Raw genomic sequence first — 19,711 nt, forward strand, 5'->3', positions numbered from 1 at the left:
GTATCCGGCAGCTTTTAAAGCGCAGTTTTCTTGCATTTGTTTCAATACGCGTGAATAAAGCATTCGACAAAGCATTATCGGTAAAAGTGCAAAGCGCTTTTGTGTTCGAAAATGCGATAAAACAAAGAGTTAGAGCCTTTCGAGAATTTCGGTGAAATCGAAAAGGGCTTGGCGCCGGAAGCGCTTCCGGCTGAACGGACAGGAAAGGACCAGGAATGGTCAGCTTTGGCGGCCTCGCCCGCAAGATATTCGGTTCATCCAACGACCGCCAGGTGAAATCACTGCGGGCCCGTGCGGAACAGATTACTGCGCTTGAGAAGAATTACGAAGGGCTTACCAACGAACAGCTTCAGGCGAAGACTGCGGAATTCCGTGCAGCTCTCGCGGAAGGCAAGAAGCTCGACGCGTTGCTGCCGGACGCTTTCGCGACGGCGCGTGAAGCCGCCAAACGCGTGCTTGGCATGCGTCCCTTCGACGTACAGCTGATCGGCGGCATGGTGCTGCATGAACGCGGTATTGCTGAAATGCGTACCGGTGAAGGCAAGACGCTGATGGCGACCCTGCCTGTCTACCTCAACGCGCTTGAAGGCAAGGGCGTACATGTGGTGACGGTCAATGATTACCTCGCCAGCCGCGACGCCGAAACCATGGGCAAGCTTTATAACTTCCTCGGTCTGACCGTAGGCGTCATCAAGCACGGCCTCGATGATAATGAGCGTCAGGCAGCTTATGCCTGTGACATTACCTATGCCACCAACAACGAACTCGGCTTCGATTATCTGCGTGATAATATGAAATACGAGCGTGGCCAGATGGTTCAGCGCGGCCACAACTACGCCATCGTCGACGAAGTGGATTCGATCCTCATCGACGAAGCGCGCACGCCGCTGATCATTTCCGGTCCGCTTGAAGACCGCTCTGATTTCTACAACCTCATCGACACCTTCATTCCAGCTCTTGAGCCGGAAGATTTCGAAATCGACGAGAAGCAGAAGACGGCGATCTTCACCGAAGTCGGCACCGAAAAGGTTGAGCAGCTTCTCGACGCTGCAGGACATCTAAAAGGCGAAAGCCTTTACGACATCGAAAATGTCGCAATCGTCCATCACCTGAACAACGCGCTGCGGGCACATAAACTGTTCCAGCGCGACAAGGATTACATCGTCCGTAATGACGAAATCGTCATCATCGACGAATTCACCGGCCGCATGATGCCGGGCCGCCGCTATTCGGAAGGCCTCCATCAGGCACTGGAAGCCAAGGAAAAGGTTACGATCCAGCCTGAAAACCAGACGCTGGCTTCGATCACCTTCCAGAATTATTTCCGCATGTACACCAAGCTCTCCGGCATGACCGGTACGGCTGCGACAGAAGCGGAAGAATTCGGCAATATTTACGGTCTGGAAGTTCTCGAAATCCCGACCAACTTGCCGGTCAAGCGTCTCGACGAAGATGATGAAGTCTATCGTACGGTCGAAGAGAAATACAAAGCTATCGTGCGCGATATTCAGGCTTCGCACGAAAAAGGCCAGCCGGTCCTCGTCGGTACGACATCGATTGAAAAATCGGAACAGCTTGCAGAGCGTCTGCGCAAGGAAGGCATCAAGGGCTTCCAGGTTCTGAACGCGCGTTATCACGAGCAGGAAGCATTCATTATTGCACAGGCCGGTGTTCCCGGTGCGGTGACCATCGCCACCAATATGGCTGGTCGCGGTACGGATATTCAGCTCGGCGGCAACCTTGAAATGCGCGTGCGTGAGGAACTTTCAGATGTGCCTGAAGGCCCGGAGCTCGACGCAAAAATCGTCGAAATCAAGGCTGACATCGCAAAGCTGAAAGAAAAGGCGCTCGCTGCCGGTGGTCTTTACGTTCTTGCCACTGAACGTCACGAGAGCCGCCGCATCGACAACCAGCTGCGCGGACGTTCTGGTCGTCAGGGCGATCCGGGCCGTTCGAAATTCTTCCTGTCGCTTCAGGACGACCTGATGCGCATCTTCGGCTCCGACCGTATGGACGGCATGCTGCAGAAACTCGGCCTGAAAGAAGACGAAGCCATCGTCCACCCATGGATCAACAAGGCGCTTGAAAAGGCGCAGACCAAGGTTGAAGCACGCAACTTCGAAATTCGTAAGAACCTGCTCAAATACGACGACGTTATGAACGATCAGCGTAAAGTGATCTTCGAGCAGCGCCTTGAAATAATGGATGAAGAAGACCTGACCGAGACAGTGAACGAGATGCGCCACGAGGTCATCGAAGACATGGTCAGGCTGCGTATTCCGAAAGATGCCTACGCTGAAAAGTGGGAAATTGCCGCCCTCAAGGACGACATTCTCACGAAGCTCAACCTCGCCTTGCCTGTCGATGAATGGGCCAAGGAAGAAGGCATCGCTGAGGAAGAGTTTGAAGCTCGCATTAAGGAAGCCGCCGACAAGGCTGCTGCTGAGAAGGCAGAACGCTTCGGTCCGCAGATCATGACTTACATCGAGAAGTCGGTGATCATGCAGTCGCTCGACAATCTGTGGCGCGAACACCTCGTCAATCTCGACCATCTGCGCTCAGTCGTCGGTTTCCGTGGCTATGCTCAGCGCGATCCGCTCAACGAGTACAAGACCGAAGGCTTCGAACTGTTTCAGGCCCTGCTCGCAAACCTGCGTGAAGTAGTTATCACCCAGCTGATGCGCGTCGAAATCGTCCGTGAAGCGCCTCCTGAACCGGAACTTCCGCCAATGACCGGTGTTCATATCGACGGCACCACCGGCGAAAACGACTTTGACGAAAATGCATGGGCCGAACATCAGCAGGATGAACGCATCATCCCGGCTGGAGAACGTGACCCTGCGGATCCGACGACATGGGGCAAGGTTAGCCGTAATGAATCCTGCCCTTGCGGATCAGGCAAGAAATACAAGCATTGCCACGGAGCGTTTGATTAAGCGCATCCCGAAAAGTGCGAAGCGGTTTTCGGAGAAGATGCGCGAAAACGAATAACTGGAGCGCATCCCGAAAAGTGTTATCAGATACCGAACCCTGGCGCGAAATCGCTGGGGTTTTTCTTCATAAGTATAGCGCTTCAGCTTACAGAGCTTGAAAGGGCAAAGCGATACATCACAAATGCGCAAAGAAGACAGCTGGTCACTGCGCACCGTAATTTCAGTAATCTCTTAAAAACTGATATATTCAGAAAGTAATTACCATCTCTTTCAATTTGGCTTCGCTTTGACAGCGAAGGTTTTTTCTTTTTACCTTTGTAAAGAACTACCATCTAATAATCAGCCATCGCAAAACCGGCACAGTGCCGGATGCTTATAAAAGATGATCCTCAAGAAGATCAGCAGAAGTGCGGAACCTTAAACATAGGGGCCGTAACAAACAGGGTTGGCAACGAGTGGGTTTTTCGGCAGCGAAAGCAGCGAGCCAGTTTTTACCTGGCAAGATCGCAGCCAAACTTCGTCCTGTGACGGAGCGGATGGATGCTGTCCTGATGGGAGAAGGCCCACAGGCGAGTGCCCAGCGTTCATCGCTGCTGGCCTTTTCTGTACGTGCGGCGAGCGCTGCCATAGCTCTGCTTTCGCAAGTTATCCTCGCCCGCTGGATGGGTGAGTTCCAGTACGGCATTTTCGTGCTCGTCTGGCTCTCCATGATCATTATCGGTGATCTTGCCTGTTTCGGGCTGCACACCACCATCATCCGATATGTGCCGGAATATATTCAGCACAACCTGCTTAATCCGCTGCGTGGTATTCTTTATACTGGTCGGCTTTTCGCGCTTGGATCAGCCACCGTAATCGCCCTGCTGGGAGCCGTGCTGTTGGTACTTCTGAAAGACCACATCGCGGGCTATTACCTCATTCCGTTCATTCTCGGCTTCATCTGCCTGCCAATGATTACGCTTGGCAATATGCTCGACGGCATTGCCCGGTCGCGTACATGGATCATGATGGCACTGACACCGAGTTATATCATCCGCCCGCTCCTCGTTCTCATTTTCATGGTCGCAGCTCACGTCGCAGGATTGCCTTCTACTGCTACGACTGCACTTGCTGTTTCCATTGCTGCCACATGGGCAACGACGGTCGGGCAATTGCTGACCCTTGATCGGTCGCTGGCAAAGGATATTCCGTCCGGGCCAAAGGAAATCCATCTGGCGACCTGGATGAAAGTTGCTCTGCCGATTTTCTTTGTCGAAGGGTTTTTCTTCCTTCTGATCAATGTCGATGTGCTGATGGTTGGCCACCTCATGGACCCACAGCATGTGGCAATCTATTTCGTGACAACCAAAATCATGGCACTGGCGCATTTCGTCTATTTCGCCGTCAAGGCAAGCGTTGCACAACGCTATTCCGATCTGTTGCACAGCGGCGACCGTGCCGAATTTGCAAACTTTGCAGAAGCATCGACCCGTTGGACCTTCTGGCCAACATTGTTTCTCGGAGTTGTCATTCTCGCCATGGGCTATCCCCTGTTGATGCTCTTTGGCAGCGTCTTCACGCAGGGCTATCCGCTTCTGTTCATTCTGATTATCGGTGTGATTGCACGCGCAAGCGTCGGACCTGCCGAAAGCCTGCTTAACATGTCTGGAAAGCAGAATATCTGCGCGCTGCTCTATGCAGTCACGCTGGCCGTTAACGTCGCGCTTAATCTTCTTCTCATTCCACGCTTTGGCCTGATGGGAGCGGCTTTCTCGACAGCCATTTCGATGCTGCTTGAGGCCGTTCTGCTTTCGACCGCCGTGCACCGCACCATGCAGATCACGATGTTTATTCTTATTCCCGAAAAGCGCACCCGAGACGCCCGCAGCAATAGCTCTGAGGAGACCTTGTAATGGCCGCGAAACCTTTGCTTGAAGAATCCGCAGGCGGACACACAGCCCGCATCATTTCGCAATTATCCGAAAGCCTGCCAGCCCTGGATGCGACCAAGCGGCTGGAGGAAAGCCTGAACAGCCGCGATATTCCACGCAAGTTTGCGATCTACGGCGCATCAGCTGGTTTTGAGCTGCGTGACGAGCTTGACCACCTGAGCAACCGTACGATTGAGCCGAACATCTTTTTCAACGCGCGTTTTCTGGCACCTGCCATGCCACGTCTGGAAGACCGCGAAGTGCGTTTCATGGTCATGCGTGATGAAAACGAAGTTCGTAGCCGGCTGCGTTTTGTCATGCCCTATACGATCGAGCGTCCTGGATTACCGCTTTCCGCACCCGTTATCCGTGCCTGGGCAACGCCTTTTGGTCCGCAGGGCACGCCGCTTATCGACCATGATGATCCGGTCGGTGTCCTGGAAGACCTGTTCGATATTCTGGCACGCGATCATGTCAAAATGCCGGAAGTCCTCGTGCTTCCTGAAATGCGAGCCAATGGTGCAGTCGCAAAACTGATCCGTTCGGTCGCGGTCGGTCGACAATTACCCATCGTTTCAATTGAGCAGAAACAGCGTCCGTTCCTCGAAAGCAATCAGGATGGCGAAACCTACATCAAACAGGCTATTGGCGCGCATCATCGTCGCGATTATAGCCGCTTGTGGCGCCGCCTTGCCGAAAAAGGCGAACTCGTGCACCGCATTGCAAGGACGCCGGATGAAGTCCGCCACGCATTCGAACATTTCCTGACATTGGAAGCCAGTGGCTGGAAAGGCCGACGCGGAACCGCCATGGCAGTTGACCGGTTTCGGGCAGCCTTTGCCCGCGAAGCCGTCAACAATCTTGCCGAACGCGACTGCGTTCGCATCCACACATTGGAACTCGCCGGGGAACTCACTGGGGAACTCGCTGGCCGTGTGGTTGCCATCCTGATTGTATTCACAGTCTCAGGCGAAGCATGGACGTGGAAAACAGCCTATGATGAAACGCTTCAGGCCTATTCGCCGGGTACGTTGTTAATGATCGAAGTGGTCAAAAATCACCTTGAGGATACCAACATTACGCGCACAGATTCATGCGCCGTGCCGGATCATCCCGTGATGTCCCGCTTGTTTAAAGAGCGTGAAACCATTGAAACTCTGGTGATTGGTCTTCATCCGGGTGCCGACAAGAATGTTCGACAGGCAGCATCGCAGATCCACCTCTATCAGCGCACCCGCAATCTGACGCGTATCATCCGAAATCGAATCCGCAACTTTACCGAGCGCAAATAACAGGAAATCAAGACAAAAGAAAAAAGACGCGATTACTTGAGATAACATGAATCTGTGCTATCATTGCTTCTGGGAGAGCGCCTGAAATTAGAAAATTGCAGGCGAAAAATGAGGGTCTGATTTGCTTGACATTGGGTTTTACTCAATTGAGATCAAGTAAATGAATAATAACGACCTTCTTTCGCCGCTCACAAACACCAAAGCGCCTCCCTTGGGAAGGAGATGCGCTATGTTTGAATATCTCACTTATCTGAAAACCCTCGACCTGATTGTGCTTGGCTTTATCGCCTTTCTGGTCTGCTGGAATATTGTCGAATACAATCTGCGCCGCTGAGGCTAAAGCATGTCGCGCTCAAATGGTTTCATTTAGCGTTAGCGAACATGTCGCAATTAAAGGAATCTGGAGCGAGCCCATGGCTGCGATTAAGCGCGACACGCTCCAGAGAGTATCCGACCTAGCCGACTGAGATCTGCGCTCTAAGATCTGGTTGGTATGCGGTTTGTCTGATCCCGCTTAAGCGTTCTACACTTTTCGGGAGGGGTGAACGCGTGTTTTATAAGATCATAACCTTGTCGATCCCGATTTCACTCAGTTCGGATTTTACTCCACAGTCTCAACCCAAAATCGGAATCGATTTTTGGAAAGCACGATGTGTAGATTAAATAAAGTAGAGCATGCTTTGCGCGCCCAGGAGGGCGCACGGTGCTCTAAGCGGCTTTAAAAAGACCTTTTGGACAGGTAATTTAAGCGTTTTGTTCAAGCCATATCGTCTGTCTCACTGACTTCGCGGCTCAACCTGAAAGTATAATCGGTCAAGCCGCTTGAGGGCGATTGACCTTGTTTCGTTTAGCCGGTATATCCCTCCCCGCTGTCCGTTTTTGGACCATATCAGACTGCATTGGCAGTTATGTGCGGGTGTGGTGGAACTGGTAGACGCGCCGGACTCAAAATCCGGTTCCGAAAGGAGTGTCGGTTCGATTCCGACCACCCGCACCATTTATCCCACCACCCGTTATTCAAGCTGCTTCAAGAGCCTGTGCGAGATCTGCAATCAAATCATCAGGATGTTCAATGCCAATCGACAGGCGAATTGTTGATTCGAGCACCCCTATCCGCTCACGCACCTCAATCGGAACACCGGAATGCGTCATTGCAGCGGGATGACTTGCAAGCGATTCTGTTCCGCCAAGACTGACCGCGAGCTTCATGATCTGCAAAGCATTCAGGAAACGGAATGCCGCTGCCTGCCCGCCTTTGATATCGAATGAAAAGGTCGAGCCCGCGCCCGAGCACTGGCGTTTGAACAATTGACCAACAGCAGAAGCCTGGTCTGCAAATGGCAAATAATGCAGCTTTTCAACCTTTGGATGCTCGCGCAGGAACTCGGCAATTGCCAGAGCATTCTTGTCGGCACGATCCATACGAATCCCGAGCGTTTCAAGCGAGCGCCCCAGCATCCAGCAGGAATGCGGATCAAGCTGCGTTCCAATCGCCCCACGCAGTGCCTTTATCTGCTTAACCACGGCCTTCGCACCAAGAACAGCACCGGCAATCAGATCGGAATGGCCACCAACATATTTGGTCAGCGAGTAGAGCGAAATATCTGCGCCGTGTTCGAGCGGCTTCTGGAAAACAGGGCCAAGCAAAGTGTTGTCGCAAACGATGACCGGGCGGACCCCTTCCTGCTTCGCTGCTATCTTATCGGCAACGCGCCGGATGGCTGCGATATCGACCAGACTGTTGGTCGGATTGGCGGGCGTTTCAATCAGGATGACCGAGACTCGCCCCTTGTTTGTGGCTTCATCGGCAGCCTCTTCAATCGAAGCTTCATGCACACCATCGGCAAAGGCCACAGCCGCAACATTGAAATTATGGAAAGTCTTCGCGAGCAATGTTTCTGTGCCACCGTAAAGCGGCTGCGAATGCAGGATTACGTCTCCGGGGCGCGCAAAAGCAAACAAGGTTGTCGCAATTGCCGACATGCCGGACGAGAACAACGCGCAACTCTCAGTCCCTTCATAAACGGCAAGGCGATCCTCCACGATCTCGCTGTTGGGATGATTGAAGCGCGAATAGACAAGCCCCGCACCAACCCCTGCGGGCGGCTCTTTACGGCCGGAAACGAAATCGAAGAAATCGCGCCCGTCTTCGGCAGTCTTGAAAACGAAGGTCGAGGTTAGAAACACCGGCGGCTTGACTGCCCCCTCGGAAAGCTCGGGGTCATAGCCGTAATTCAGCATCTGGGTTTCTGGATGAAGTACATGATTACCGATGCTGGTCTTGTTTGGACGAGGCGCGGTCATGTTTGTCTCCTGTAAAAGATCCTCCCGCTCAACAAAGTGAGCGGGAACAGCTTATCAGAGACGTTTGGGAATCTTCTTGCGTTGTTGACCGCTCAAGCGAGCGGCCACGAACAATAATCCGTGTTCATCGTCGCGCGGACTGCGCAGCTTACTTGACCACCAGCACCGGAACAGCGCTCAGCGACAGCACTTCCGCGGCCTGACTGCCCAGCAGCAGCTTGTTGACGCCGCGACGGCCATGCGATGCGATGACGATCAGATCGCAATGCTTGTGCTTGGCCGCCTCGATAATCCCCTGTGCTGGTGACTGGTTCTCAATGTGAAGAACCTCAGCAGAAACATCTACGCTCTCGGCTTTTGCCTTTGCCTTCGTGAGAAGCTCGGCGGCAGCTTTGGTTATAGCCTCACGATATTCCTGAAAGGCCGCTGGGCTTGATGCCCACTCAGCAGCCACAACAATGCCATAGGATGGCAGAAGTTCGGTCACCGAAACAAACAACACCTTTGACCCAAGTTGCTTTGCAAGAGCAAGCCCCTGGTCCACGCCCTTATCGGCGAGTTCAGATCCATCGGTTGCGATCAAAATAGACTTATACACGGTTCATGCCTCCAGATTGCAATTGTTAACCGATCATGCCTGTCCTGACGCAAAGAGCATTGATACGGATCAATGAAGTATTTGAGCTAAAAGTGCGAAGCGGTTCCAACGATTCAATCTCAACTGGGACCGTTCCAAGACAGCAAAAGCTTATAGACATGAGAAGCTTGTCGAAAGACCGGGGGCAAGGTTTTAGTGCTCGGAATGACCGATTTTCGTACAAATGATCGTGCACCCTGCTGATACCCGATAACCTGGAATTATCTTCTAAGTGTTACTCTTTTAAAGAATATAATTCCAATTATATGCGATCCGAAGCACGGTCCCAGCTATGCTTTTGCGCCATTTCCTCATAAACTTCGCGTCAAACAGAAGGAGATTTTTCCATGAGTAAGCCCCTTGGCGCCAAAGACGGCGAAACGGCAGGTCGCGGTCGCATCTATGATTCCATTCTCGATACCATCGGCAACACACCTCTGGTCCGCATCGACAAATTTGCCAAGGAAAACGGCGTCGAAGCCAACCTGCTGGTAAAGCTGGAATTCTTCAACCCATTGGCAAGCGTCAAGGACCGTATCGGTCTTGCACTGATTGAAGCACTTGAAGCGCAGGGCAAAGCTGTTCCTGGCAAGACCGTGTTTGTGGAACCAACCTCGGGCAACACCGGTATTGCACTGGCATTTGCGGCCGCCGCCAAGGGCTACCGTCTGGTGCTGACTATGCCTGAAACCATGTCGGTTGAACGTCGCAAGCTTCTCAAGCTGCTCGGTGCCGAACTCGTGCTGACCGAAGGCCCGAAAGGCATGAAGGGCGCTATCGCCAAGGCTGAGGAAATCGCAGAAGGTAATCCAAATGCGATCATTCCACAGCAGTTCGAAAACCCGGCCAATCCTGAAATTCATCGCCGCACAACGGCTGAGGAAATCTGGAATGACACCAAGGGCGAAGCCGACATCCTGATTTCCGGCATTGGCACCGGCGGCACCATTACCGGCGTCGGTCAGGTCATCAAGTCACGCAAGCCATCGTTCAAAGTGATCGCTGTAGAACCTAAGGATTCCCCGGTTCTTTCGGGCGGCACACCCGGTCCGCACAAGATTCAGGGCATCGGCGCGGGCTTTGCACCAAAGACGCTCGACACAGAAATCTATGATGAAGTGGTGACTGTCTCCAACGAGGATTCATTTGCCAATGCACGCCTGATTGCGCGTCTTGAAGGTATTCCTGTCGGCATCTCGTCGGGTGCGGCGCTCACAGCCGCCATCGAAGTCGGCAAGCGCCCGGAGAACAAGGGCAAGAATATTGTCATCATCATTCCATCCTTTGCCGAGCGCTATCTTTCGACCGCGCTGTTTGAAGGTCTGGAATAAGATCGCGACCTGAACCCGACAAACAAAAAGCCAGAGCGGTCACCCGCTCTGGCTTTTCTGTTGCCTGAAACTCAGTTCATCTCCGACAAAAGCCTGACAGGCTTTGCGTCTGAAAATGAGAACCGAAGCTCAGTGTTTAGTTTGCCGTGCGTGCCGCGCAAGCCGGACCCGGGCCGCGCATATAATGGCGCTCGGGCCTGTAGCTTGGTGCGACGAACTCACGGATGACATTAACGCTGTCACGTAGCTGAACGATAATGTTCATCGCCTTCACCTCATCAAGAATTTGCTGCTCGAAAGTGATGTTCGCCAAGCGCCCGCAGGGGCCGAGTTAAATGCTTTTTAGCTTCCGAACATCTTAATGAAAACTTTAACGATTAAAGATGAATAACTCCTAAATCTGCAGAGTTAACAGTAAGTTAATGGTAACGATATTCAGGTTTTCCACAGACGTGAGAAATTAGACACAATTAAAAAAGCCGGTGTGAATACACCGGCTTTGTCAGAAAAGCATAAAGGTTTTATCGCGTAGGAACCGGATGTTCGCCACGGTAGTCATAGAAACCGCGGCCCGTCTTGCGGCCAAGCCATCCCGCCTCAACATATTTGACCAAAAGCGGGCACGGGCGATATTTGGAATCGGCCAGTCCGTCATGCAGCACCTGCATGATTGAAAGGCAGGTATCAAGGCCGATGAAATCAGCGAGTTGCAGTGGTCCCATAGGGTGGTTGGCACCAAGCTTCATCGCTGTATCGATGGCTTCTACGCTGCCCACACCTTCATAAAGCGTGTAGATCGCCTCATTGATCATTGGCAGCAGGATACGATTGACGATGAAGGCCGGGAAATCTTCGGCAACCGTTACGGTCTTGCCGAGTGCCGTTACGAAATCCTTTGATTTGCGGAACGTATCTTCTTCAGTCGCAATACCGCGCACCAGCTCAACCAGCTTCATGAGCGGTACCGGATTCATGAAGTGAATACCGATGAAACGCTCCGGACGATCTGTGGTTGACGCAAGTCGCGTGATGGAAATCGACGATGTATTGGTTGCGACAATCGCTTCCGGGTTAAGGATCGGACAAAGCTGCGCGAAAATCTTGCGCTTGACGGTCTCGTCTTCTGTCGCTGCCTCGATGGCCAGATCGACGCCCGCCAGATCTTCCATGGAATTCGCTGCACGGATCAGCTTCATAGCATCGGCGCGCTGTTTCTCTTCCAGCTTACCAGATGACACCTGTCGCGCCATGTTGCCATTGACTGTGGCAATACCCTTTTCCAGCCGGTCTGCCGCCGCATCATGCAAAAGCACGTCGTATCCTGCCAGCGCACAAACATGGGCAATTCCGCTTCCCATCTGTCCCGCGCCAACAATGCCTACCGTCTTGATCGCCACAGTCTCAACTCCTTCACGCTCCCGCCCAATAGCGGAGATCTGCTTGAGTATATCATCCATTCTTCAAATACAGGGAACCTGCATCTGGCCCGTATTCAGCCCCATACCAAGCCCCTTACCAAGCCTTGTATCTGACATTGCTTGAAAGCCCGGTTAACAAGACAGCTTGCCTGTTAAAATGCAATCCTAAACTTCAGGTCGAGTTTTCAGCAATGCTTATAAAGAACCCGTCCGAACACCGGCAGAAACTCGGCGCAAAGGACGGGCAGCAAATGAACAAGGCGGCAGATTTCCCTGCCGCCTTTCTTATAATCAGAGCACTTTTTCGAGCTCCGGCAACACGGTGAAGAGATCGCCGACGAGGCCATAATCAGCCACCTGGAAGATCGGTGCTTCTTCGTCCTTGTTGATCGCAACAATCACGCGGCTGTCTTTCATGCCCGCCAGATGCTGGATCGCACCCGAGATGCCGACTGCGATGTAAAGTTCAGGTGCAACCACCTTGCCGGTCTGGCCAACCTGCCAGTCGTTTGGCGCATAGCCCGCATCAACCGCCGCACGGCTGGCACCGACCGCAGCACCAAGCTTGTCAGCAACAGGCAGGATCACTTCCTGGAACTTTTCTGACGAACCAAGCGCACGACCGCCCGAAATGATGATCTTGGCCGAGGTCAGTTCCGGACGATCACCACCCGAAAGCGCGTTTTCAACGAAGCTCGACAGCGCTGGATCGCTCGCCGCATTCACGCTTTCAACCGAAGCCGAGCCGCCTTCACCGGTGGCCTGGAACGAAGCGGTACGAACCGTGATGACCTTCTTGGCATCGGTCGATTGCACAGTCTGGATCGCATTGCCCGCATAGATCGGACGCTTGAACGTATCAGCGGACACCACTTCCATGATTTCCGACAACTGCATCACATCGAGAAGTGCTGCCACACGCGGCAGCACATTCTTGGCCGACGTGGTGGCTGGTGCAATGATCGTGTCGTAGTTTCCTGCGAGTTCAACGATGGCTGCAGCCAGTGGCTCAGCCAAACGATTTTCCAACGCATCGCTTTCAGCCAGCAGAACCTTGCGCACGCCAGAAAGCTTTGCAGCCGCATCAGCCGCAGCCTTTGCACCCTTGCCTGCAACCAGAATATCAACATCACCACCGATCTGAGCGGCGGCTGTCAGTGCCTTTGCGGTCTGATCGGAAAGGCTTGCATTGTCATGTTCGGCAATAAGAAGAATAGCCATGTGTTTGTCCCTTCCGATTTCTTACAATACGCCGTCGGCCTTGAGCTTCTCGACCAGTTCGGAGACCGAACCGACCTTCACGCCAGCCTTGCGGCCACCCGGCTCTTCGGTCTTCAGGACCTTGAGACGCGGCGCAATATCAGCACCGAAATCAGCAGGCGACTTTTCATCAAGCGGCTTCTTCTTCGCCTTCATGATGTTTGGCAGCGATGCATAGCGCGGCTGGTTCAAACGAAGGTCAACTGTCACAATGGCTGGAAGCTTCACATCAATGGTCTGAAGACCGCCATCGACTTCACGCGTTACCTTGGCAGAACCGTCACCCAGCTCCACCTTCGAGGCAAACGTCGCCTGGCTCCAGTTGAGCAATGCCGACAACATCTGGCCGGTCTGGTTGGCATCATCATCAATCGCCTGCTTGCCGAGGAAAACGAGATCCGGCTGTTCGGCCTCGACCACGCCCTTCAGCACCTTGGCAACGCCAAGCGGCTCAACGGTGTCATCGGTCTTCACGAGGATCGCGCGATCAGCACCCATGGCAAGGGCTGTGCGCAGCGTTTCCTGCGCCTGTGCCGGACCGACCGAAACCGCGATGATTTCCGTGACCTTGCCAGCTTCCTTCAGACGGATTGCTTCCTCAACCGCAATCTCGTCAAAAGGGTTCATCGACATCTTCACGTTCGCAAGCTCAACGCCCGAACCATCTCCCTTAACACGGATCTTTACGTTGTAATCTACAACCCGCTTTACTGCGACAAGGACTTTCATCCGCGATTACCTCTTCAATGACTTTTGCGGCACGACTATGCCGCCGTGAATCTTTGCCCGCATGTCAGAAACCGACATGAAAATGCTGCTGACAGAAGCGCCACGAAACCAGCCCTTCCCCGCAACATCAGGAACCGGCACGAAACCTAAAGACGGTTGACGTGCACGTCAATCGCGGATGGTCGGCAATATCGATTTAAATGAATTTATTCTGACAGATAGTCATTCCGTTTTTGCACTAACGTTTGTCAGGTCTTGTCTTGTTCGGTTGATACCTTTGATACTTTTCTTTGACGCGCATCTCCTCGCATTTTCGTGGCGTTTACAAGCCCGGCCTCATGCGCTAGGAGAACCGCGTAAACATCCGGTCGCAGCCTACCCGGTCAAAACAAGGACTCAAACTATGAAGACGCTTGTCATCTGCTCCGGCGGATTGGACTCCGTTTCGCTCGCGCACAAAATCGCGGCGGAACATCAGCTCACTGGCCTTATCTCGTTCGATTATGGTCAGCGGCACAAAAAGGAATTGAGCTTTGCGGAAGCCTGCGCACAGCGGCTCAATGTGCCCCATCAAACCATCGACATCCGTCCAATCGGTGCGAGCCTTACCGGCTCGGCCCTGACCGATGATATTGATGTACCCGACGGCCACTATGCCGAGGAAACGATGAAAATCACGGTCGTTCCCAACCGCAATGCCATCATGCTGGCCATCGCCTTTGGCGTGGCAGCAGCCCAGAAAGCCGATGCCGTGGCGCTCGCCGTTCACGGTGGCGACCACTTCATTTATCCCGATTGCCGTCCCGGCTTTATCGGCGCTTTCCAGACCATGCAGAACCATGCGCTGGAAGGATATGCCGATATTCGGGTGCTTGCGCCCTATGTGCACAAGTCAAAAAGCGACATCGTTTCAGACGGTGCAAAATACAAGGCACCGTTTGAAGCAACGTGGTCCTGCTACAAGGGCGGCGAACATCATTGCGGGCGTTGCGGCACCTGTGTCGAACGTCGCGAGGCCTTCCATCTGGCAGGTGTCACAGATCCTACCCACTATGAGGATGCCGACTTCTGGCGCGCAGCCATTGAGAAGAGGAACGCCTGATGTTTCGCATCACCAAGGAATTCCATTTCTCCGCTTCGCATCAGCTGACCGAACTGCCTGCCGATCATCAATGCGCGCGACTGCACGGACACAATTACATCGTTGAAGTGGAACTGTCGGCGGCCGATCTCAATGAGCATGGTTTTGTCCGCGATTATCACGAGCTGGTGCCACTCAAGCGCTATATCGATGATGAGCTCGATCACCGCCATCTCAATGATGTGCTCGGGCATAATTGCGTGACGGCAGAGTTTCTGGCGCGCCATCTTTATGACTGGTGCCAGACACGCTGGCAGGAAGTCACAGCGGTAAGGGTCAGCGAAACGCCTAAGACATGGGCAGAGTATCGGCCCGAGAGTCGATCATGAAGGCCAGCCCCGAAATCCGCATCAGCGAGATTTTCGGTCCGACCATTCAGGGCGAAGGTGTGTTGAGCGGCGAGCCGACTGTTTTCGTGCGTACGGGCGGCTGTGACTACCGCTGCGCATGGTGTGACAGTCTGCACGCTGTTGAAAGCCGCTTTCGCCATGACTGGAAACCGATGAGCGTTGAAGCCATATGGCACGAAGTGACGGCACTTTCGGGTAAAAAGCCCATAACGGTGTCACTTTCTGGCGGCAATCCAGCCATTCAGCCATTGGGACCACTGATCGATCATGGTCACGCGCAAGGTTATCGCTTTGCGCTTGAAACTCAGGGATCGCTGACAAAAGACTGGTTTGCCAAACTCGATACGCTGGTGCTCAGTCCGAAACCACCTTCAAGTGGCATGGAGACGGATTGGGGTGCGCTCGCAGCTTCCATTGATGCAGCAGGATCGAAACCCCGGACGGTGCTGAAATTCGTGGTCTTTGATGATGCGGATTATGCCTTTGCAAAGGCAGCATCAGCACGTCACCCGCATTTGGCCGTTTACCTTCAGCCCGGCAATCATACACCGCCGCCGCCCGAAGATGACGATGCCCGCATCGACATGAACGGCATCATGCGCCGCATGGAATGGCTGATAGACAAGGTAATGGCAGATCGCTGGTTCGAGGCCCATGTATTGCCCCAGCTTCATGTGCTGATCTGGGGCAATAAGCGCGGAGTTTGAACTAGCGGTTTTGGCCCGGCACCCAAAGCACATCCTTCGCGCCGTTATCATTGACGGCGCGGGCGGCGACAAACAGGAAATCGGAGAGGCGATTGATATATTGCAGCGCTTCCTTTGAAACCACTTCGCCTTCGGTCTTTGCAAGCTGTACCATCAGCCGTTCGGCACGGCGCGAAACGGTACGCGCCAAATGCAATGCGGCAGAGGCGGCAGAGCCACCCGGTAAAATGAACGAACGCAAAGGCGGAATAGCCGCATTCAAATAATCAATGTCGGATTCAAGCCGCGTAACCTGCGAGGCAACGATACGCAGCGGCTCGTAGGCGAGTGGCTCACCGTCATCAGGCGTTGAAAGATCGGCACCAAGATCAAACAGATCATTCTGGATGCGCATAAGCATCACATCGATATGCCCATGATCAGCGTCGCTCGTATGAAGCCGAGCAAGACCGATGCAGGCGTTGGTTTCATCGACAGTACCATAGGCTTCCACACGCAGATCAGATTTCAGCCTGCGTGGCCCGGAGGTCAGGCCTGTCGTACCATCGTCGCCTGTGCGTGTATAAATCTTGTTGAGCTTGACCATGGTTACTGGCCGCTGGTCTGGCGTGCGAAATATACGGCTGCAACGATTAGCACAATCGCGACAAACTGCAGGAAGACACGTAACTGCATCATTTTGTTGGAGAAGTTTCCGTCACCGCCGCGCATCATGTTGCGCAGGCCGATAATCAGCACAATTGCCACGGCGAACATGGCCACCATGGCCGCAGCCTTGAACAGAAAGTCCATTTATTTTCTCCCATAATCCGCCATCTCTGTTTTCAAGACTGGTCGGACAGCATTCGATAGAGCCAGCGCGACGGCAGCAGGCGTCGTGCCAGAATACCCAGTTTCGCCGGTCGCGTAACCGCATAATGCGGACGCGGCTTGGGCGCCTCCAATGCATGCACAAGTACCGCGTAAACCGCTTCCGGGCCAAGCTTGTTTTTGGACTTCGTGCCACCATCGTCAAGTTTCGCCATCTGGCGCTGGTAAAGTTCGCGATGCACTGAATGTTCAAGATCAATATTAGCCCGTGCATGCATGGCAGCATTATAGGTGAAGCGCGAGGCAATCGGTCCCGGCTCTATTATCGAAACCTCAATGCCCGACCCCTCCAGCTCCATACGCTGGGCGAGCATCAGACCCTCAAGTGCAAATTTCGATGCCACATAGGCCCCGCGCCATTTCATTGGCACAAGCCCCAATATCGAGGAGCAATGCACGATGCGGCCATGCCCCTGTGCTCGCATCACCGGAACGATGCGGCGTGTCAGATCATGCCAACCAAAGAAATTGGCTTCGAATTGCGCACGCAATGCTTCAACCGGCAAATCCTCAATCGCGCCGGGCTGTGCATAAGCACCATTGTTGAACAGCGCATCCAGCTTGCCGTCGGTTGCACGCAGCACTTCATCGACCAGCGCTTCGATTGATTGCGGTTCTGTGTAATCGAGGTAGAAAGCATCAAGCCCTTTGGCTCTGAGTGCTGCAATATCCTCATCCTTGCGTGCCGTCGCGAACACGCGCCATCCGGCCTTGTGCAAAGCCTCGGCACAATAGGCACCGATCCCGGAAGAGCAGCCGGTGATGATAATGCTGCGCTTTTCGCTCTCTGGAGCCATCAACCTGTTCCTCGCGGTCGCGTTTTCGCAACAGTGCTTGATTCGTGCCCGATTTAAAATCGGCTACTGCATCGGCCCAAAAATCGGAATCGATTTTTGGAAAGCACGATGCGTAGATTCAATAGCATAGAGCGACCTTTTTGTGCGCCCAAGACGGCGCACAGCGCTCTATGCCCTTGCAATGTTGAATCCAATACTAGATTTAAGGGCGCTTGGGTCGTTTGTCGGTTTACCGAAGGGAAAAATCTGCGGATGCGAAAAATCAGACGTTTTATCCGTCAGATCACTTTCGACGTTTATGGGCATTTCAGCACCGACGACGGCTGGGCATTTGCCTCCCACATTGCCCTGTCCGGGCTGATGGCAATGTTCCCGTTTCTGATCTTTGCAACGTCACTCGCCAGCTTCCTCGGCACCAAAGAATTCGCCAATACGGCAGTGCATGTCATTTTCGACATGTGGCCCTCCAATATTGCTGGCCCCATCGCCAATGAAGTGATGAACGTTCTAACCGTTCAGCGCAGCGGGCTTCTGACATTGAGTGTGATCGCCGCCGCCTATTTTGCATCCAATGGCGTTGAAGCGTTGCGCATGTCGCTGAACCGCGCCTATCGCGTGACCGACCAGCGCTCAATCATTTTCTGCCGTCTGCAAAGCTTAGGCTTTGTACTTATTGGCACAATCAGCCTCATGGCAATCAGCTTTCTGCTGGTTCTGGCACCTCTTGCGGTACGCCTTGCCGAGCAATGGTTTCCCGATATCGCGCCCTTCACCGGCACCATTGCTATCTGGCGCTATACGATTGCGGTGATCGTTCTGGTACTTGCTCTCTTTATCGTCCACATCTGGTTGCCTGCCGGGCGGCGGCGTCTGAGCGACATTCTGCCGGGCATCGGCATCACACTGATTGCCTGGCTTGCAGCCGCAACCGCCTTCGCAAAATATCTCGAGACCTTTGCAAGCTACGTCACTACCTATGCGGGCCTCGCCTCGATTATGGTCGCGATTGTCTTTCTCTACATGCTCTCAGCAATCTTCATCATCGGTGCAGAAATCAATGCTGCGATCATGAATTTCCGCAAACGCCACCAGCAGCCCGAACTTAATATAGAGTGACTATTTGCGAAGCGTCGTCAGCGCGACGCCGAGCGTCGTCACCACCATGCCTGCAATCTGGATGGGTCCGAGCGTTTCGCCGAAAATCAGATAGGCCATGATCGCAGCCGTGCCCGGCACCAGATAAAATAGCGACGCCACCTTCGACATGGCACCTTCGCGAATCATAACCAACAGCGCTAGAATGGCTCCGATAGAAATGGCAAGCGTCAGCCAGACCATCGCAAAGATGAGCTCCGGTGACCAGATCATCACACGTGTTTCAAAGGCGAAAGCCCCAATCGCGGTCAATGCCGCCGCCGCAATGTATTGCACGGCAGTGCCAGCCTTAAGATCGCCCGCTGTTCCGAAACGCTTTTGCCAAACCGTACCAGTGCTGATGGCCAGAACAGCCACAAAAGCCGCACACAAGCTTTGCGGATCAACGCCATTACCGGCAGAAAACTTCGGCCAGACCACCATGGCAACACCCAGAAAACCGACCAGAAGACCCAACCATTGTCGCCCGCTGGCGCGCTCCCCCAGAAGAAGAGCTGCAATCAGCGTCGTCAGCATTGGTTGAAGACCCGCAACAAGTCCGGACATGCCTGCGGGCAATCCGTGATGCACAGCCCAGAAAAGCGCTGAAAGATAGATGCCATGAATAAGGCAGCCAGCAATGGCTGCGTGCATCAAAATCTTGCCGCGAGGCCAAACGCTACGGCTTGCCAATGCCCAGAGGATCATGATCACGGCTGCGATGGAAAACCGCACCGCCATGAAACTGAACGGTTCCGCATAGGGCATGGAGAGCCCGGCACCGATAAAGCCGGTAGCCCAGAGCAGGACAAACATGATGGGAAAAAAGCGGGTGGCCATGACAGGGACTTTCTTATTTGCCGCCTGCAATAGTCTTCTTGGCACTATTAGACCATCA

The 19,711-nt window shown here is 53.6% G+C and carries 18 protein-coding genes and 1 tRNA gene; 9 read left to right on the top strand and 10 right to left on the bottom strand.

Annotated elements, in window-relative coordinates:
* The first annotated feature begins 215 nt into the window (after window positions 1-215).
* The 4 genes from secA (at window position 216) to ACSME1_RS05830 (ending at window position 7,132) form a co-directional block, all read left to right on the top strand.
* Window positions 216-2,936, top strand: coding sequence for a preprotein translocase subunit SecA (gene secA / locus ACSME1_RS05815; RefSeq protein ID WP_024899662.1), 2,721 nt, complete (start codon window positions 216-218; stop codon window positions 2,934-2,936).
* Between the two features lie 452 nt (window positions 2,937-3,388).
* The gene (locus tag ACSME1_RS05820) at window positions 3,389-4,825 is read left to right on the top strand and encodes a lipopolysaccharide biosynthesis protein (RefSeq protein ID WP_024899661.1); all 1,437 of its coding nucleotides are present in this window, start codon (window positions 3,389-3,391) and stop codon (window positions 4,823-4,825) included.
* Window positions 4,825-6,135: a type IV secretion system effector crotonyl transferase BspF gene (bspF, locus tag ACSME1_RS05825; RefSeq protein WP_024899660.1), complete on the top strand. Its 1,311-nt coding sequence runs from the start codon at window positions 4,825-4,827 to the stop codon at window positions 6,133-6,135. Before ACSME1_RS05820 ends, bspF begins: the two co-directional genes overlap by 1 nt.
* 912 nt (window positions 6,136-7,047) lie before the next feature.
* Window positions 7,048-7,132 (top strand) — tRNA-Leu (locus tag ACSME1_RS05830).
* Window positions 7,133-7,152: 20 nt separating this feature from the next.
* On the opposite strand, the gene ACSME1_RS05835 is transcribed toward ACSME1_RS05830, so the two are convergent.
* Together ACSME1_RS05835 and ACSME1_RS05840 are read right to left on the bottom strand one after the other, a co-directional pair.
* Window positions 7,153-8,439, bottom strand: coding sequence for a cystathionine gamma-synthase family protein (locus ACSME1_RS05835; protein ID WP_024896862.1), 1,287 nt, complete (start codon window positions 8,437-8,439; stop codon window positions 7,153-7,155).
* Between the two features lie 148 nt (window positions 8,440-8,587).
* On the bottom strand, window positions 8,588-9,037 hold the full coding sequence (locus ACSME1_RS05840; protein WP_024896861.1) for a universal stress protein: 450 nt from the start codon (window positions 9,035-9,037) through the stop codon (window positions 8,588-8,590).
* Window positions 9,038-9,423: 386 nt separating this feature from the next.
* On the opposite strand from ACSME1_RS05840, the gene cysK reads away from it, so the two are divergent.
* On the top strand, window positions 9,424-10,407 hold the full coding sequence (gene cysK, locus ACSME1_RS05845) for a cysteine synthase A (RefSeq protein WP_024896860.1): 984 nt from the start codon (window positions 9,424-9,426) through the stop codon (window positions 10,405-10,407).
* A 136-nt stretch (window positions 10,408-10,543) separates the two neighbouring features.
* Here the strand turns inward: cysK and ACSME1_RS05850 are convergent, their stop codons facing one another.
* The 4 genes from ACSME1_RS05850 to ACSME1_RS05865 form a co-directional block, all read right to left on the bottom strand.
* Complete coding sequence (locus tag ACSME1_RS05850) at window positions 10,544-10,672, bottom strand: hypothetical protein (RefSeq protein WP_268875812.1); 129 nt, start codon at window positions 10,670-10,672, stop codon at window positions 10,544-10,546.
* Window positions 10,673-10,928: 256 nt separating this feature from the next.
* Complete coding sequence (locus ACSME1_RS05855; protein WP_024896859.1) at window positions 10,929-11,804, bottom strand: 3-hydroxybutyryl-CoA dehydrogenase; 876 nt, start codon at window positions 11,802-11,804, stop codon at window positions 10,929-10,931.
* Window positions 11,805-12,116: 312 nt separating this feature from the next.
* Window positions 12,117-13,046, bottom strand: a complete 930-nt coding sequence (locus ACSME1_RS05860; RefSeq protein WP_435654906.1) for an electron transfer flavoprotein subunit alpha/FixB family protein — start codon at window positions 13,044-13,046, stop codon at window positions 12,117-12,119.
* A 21-nt stretch (window positions 13,047-13,067) separates the two neighbouring features.
* A complete protein-coding gene (locus ACSME1_RS05865; protein ID WP_128094579.1) occupies window positions 13,068-13,814 on the bottom strand; it encodes an electron transfer flavoprotein subunit beta/FixA family protein in 747 nt (248 codons plus the stop codon).
* A 403-nt stretch (window positions 13,815-14,217) separates the two neighbouring features.
* Here ACSME1_RS05865 and queC point away from each other — a divergent pair, with 403 nt between their 5' ends.
* Genes queC through queE form a run of 3 tightly spaced genes read left to right on the top strand, consistent with a single transcriptional unit; the run spans window position 14,218 to window position 16,012 of the window.
* Entirely contained in the window at window positions 14,218-14,916 is a 699-nt protein-coding gene (queC, locus tag ACSME1_RS05870) for a 7-cyano-7-deazaguanine synthase QueC (RefSeq protein ID WP_100558500.1), read from the top strand.
* Window positions 14,916-15,284, top strand: a complete 369-nt coding sequence (queD, locus tag ACSME1_RS05875; RefSeq protein ID WP_105705651.1) for a 6-carboxytetrahydropterin synthase QueD — start codon at window positions 14,916-14,918, stop codon at window positions 15,282-15,284. Before queC ends, queD begins: the two co-directional genes overlap by 1 nt.
* Complete coding sequence (gene queE, locus ACSME1_RS05880; protein ID WP_374844428.1) at window positions 15,281-16,012, top strand: 7-carboxy-7-deazaguanine synthase QueE; 732 nt, start codon at window positions 15,281-15,283, stop codon at window positions 16,010-16,012. Before queD ends, queE begins: the two co-directional genes overlap by 4 nt.
* A gap of 1 nt (window position 16,013) precedes the next feature.
* On the opposite strand, the gene ACSME1_RS05885 is transcribed toward queE, so the two are convergent.
* From ACSME1_RS05885 to ACSME1_RS05895, 3 genes are read right to left on the bottom strand one after another with little or no spacing between them, the layout of a single operon-like run.
* On the bottom strand, window positions 16,014-16,598 hold the full coding sequence (locus ACSME1_RS05885; protein WP_100558497.1) for a cob(I)yrinic acid a,c-diamide adenosyltransferase: 585 nt from the start codon (window positions 16,596-16,598) through the stop codon (window positions 16,014-16,016).
* Window positions 16,599-16,600: 2 nt separating this feature from the next.
* Entirely contained in the window at window positions 16,601-16,804 is a 204-nt protein-coding gene (locus ACSME1_RS05890) for a twin transmembrane helix small protein (RefSeq protein WP_024898593.1), read from the bottom strand.
* 32 nt (window positions 16,805-16,836) lie between these two features.
* Window positions 16,837-17,679, bottom strand: a complete 843-nt coding sequence (locus ACSME1_RS05895; protein ID WP_100558496.1) for an SDR family oxidoreductase — start codon at window positions 17,677-17,679, stop codon at window positions 16,837-16,839.
* Window positions 17,680-17,931: 252 nt separating this feature from the next.
* On the opposite strand from ACSME1_RS05895, the gene ACSME1_RS05900 reads away from it, so the two are divergent.
* Complete coding sequence (locus ACSME1_RS05900; RefSeq protein ID WP_024898591.1) at window positions 17,932-18,795, top strand: YihY/virulence factor BrkB family protein; 864 nt, start codon at window positions 17,932-17,934, stop codon at window positions 18,793-18,795.
* Here the strand turns inward: ACSME1_RS05900 and ACSME1_RS05905 are convergent, their stop codons facing one another.
* The gene (locus ACSME1_RS05905; protein ID WP_105705647.1) at window positions 18,796-19,653 is read right to left on the bottom strand and encodes a DMT family transporter; all 858 of its coding nucleotides are present in this window, start codon (window positions 19,651-19,653) and stop codon (window positions 18,796-18,798) included. It abuts the gene before it with no gap.
* Window positions 19,654-19,711: the final 58 nt, after the last annotated feature.

Source organism: Brucella pituitosa, assembly GCF_965577835.1.
Taxonomy (GTDB): Bacteria; Pseudomonadota; Alphaproteobacteria; order Rhizobiales; family Rhizobiaceae; genus Brucella; species Brucella pituitosa.

Excerpts from the sequence above, each read along its gene's own strand:
- ACSME1_RS05905 (WP_105705647.1), bottom strand. The coding sequence starts at position 19,653 with ATGGCCACCCGCTTTTTTCCCATCATGTTTGTCCTGCTCTGGGCTACC.
- ACSME1_RS05850 (WP_268875812.1), bottom strand. The coding sequence starts at position 10,672 with ATGAACATTATCGTTCAGCTACGTGACAGCGTTAATGTCATCCGTGAG.
- ACSME1_RS05895 (WP_100558496.1), bottom strand. The coding sequence starts at position 17,679 with ATGGCTCCAGAGAGCGAAAAGCGCAGCATTATCATCACCGGCTGCTCT.
- cysK (WP_024896860.1), top strand. The coding sequence starts at position 9,424 with ATGAGTAAGCCCCTTGGCGCCAAAGACGGCGAAACGGCAGGTCGCGGT.
- ACSME1_RS05890 (WP_024898593.1), bottom strand. The coding sequence starts at position 16,804 with ATGGACTTTCTGTTCAAGGCTGCGGCCATGGTGGCCATGTTCGCCGTG.
- secA (WP_024899662.1), top strand. The coding sequence starts at position 216 with ATGGTCAGCTTTGGCGGCCTCGCCCGCAAGATATTCGGTTCATCCAAC.
- queC (WP_100558500.1), top strand. The coding sequence starts at position 14,218 with ATGAAGACGCTTGTCATCTGCTCCGGCGGATTGGACTCCGTTTCGCTC.
- ACSME1_RS05835 (WP_024896862.1), bottom strand. The coding sequence starts at position 8,439 with ATGACCGCGCCTCGTCCAAACAAGACCAGCATCGGTAATCATGTACTT.
- ACSME1_RS05885 (WP_100558497.1), bottom strand. The coding sequence starts at position 16,598 with ATGGTCAAGCTCAACAAGATTTATACACGCACAGGCGACGATGGTACG.
- ACSME1_RS05865 (WP_128094579.1), bottom strand. The coding sequence starts at position 13,814 with ATGAAAGTCCTTGTCGCAGTAAAGCGGGTTGTAGATTACAACGTAAAG.
- queD (WP_105705651.1), top strand. The coding sequence starts at position 14,916 with ATGTTTCGCATCACCAAGGAATTCCATTTCTCCGCTTCGCATCAGCTG.
- queE (WP_374844428.1), top strand. The coding sequence starts at position 15,281 with ATGAAGGCCAGCCCCGAAATCCGCATCAGCGAGATTTTCGGTCCGACC.
- bspF (WP_024899660.1), top strand. The coding sequence starts at position 4,825 with ATGGCCGCGAAACCTTTGCTTGAAGAATCCGCAGGCGGACACACAGCC.
- ACSME1_RS05900 (WP_024898591.1), top strand. The coding sequence starts at position 17,932 with ATGCGAAAAATCAGACGTTTTATCCGTCAGATCACTTTCGACGTTTAT.
- ACSME1_RS05860 (WP_435654906.1), bottom strand. The coding sequence starts at position 13,046 with ATGGCTATTCTTCTTATTGCCGAACATGACAATGCAAGCCTTTCCGAT.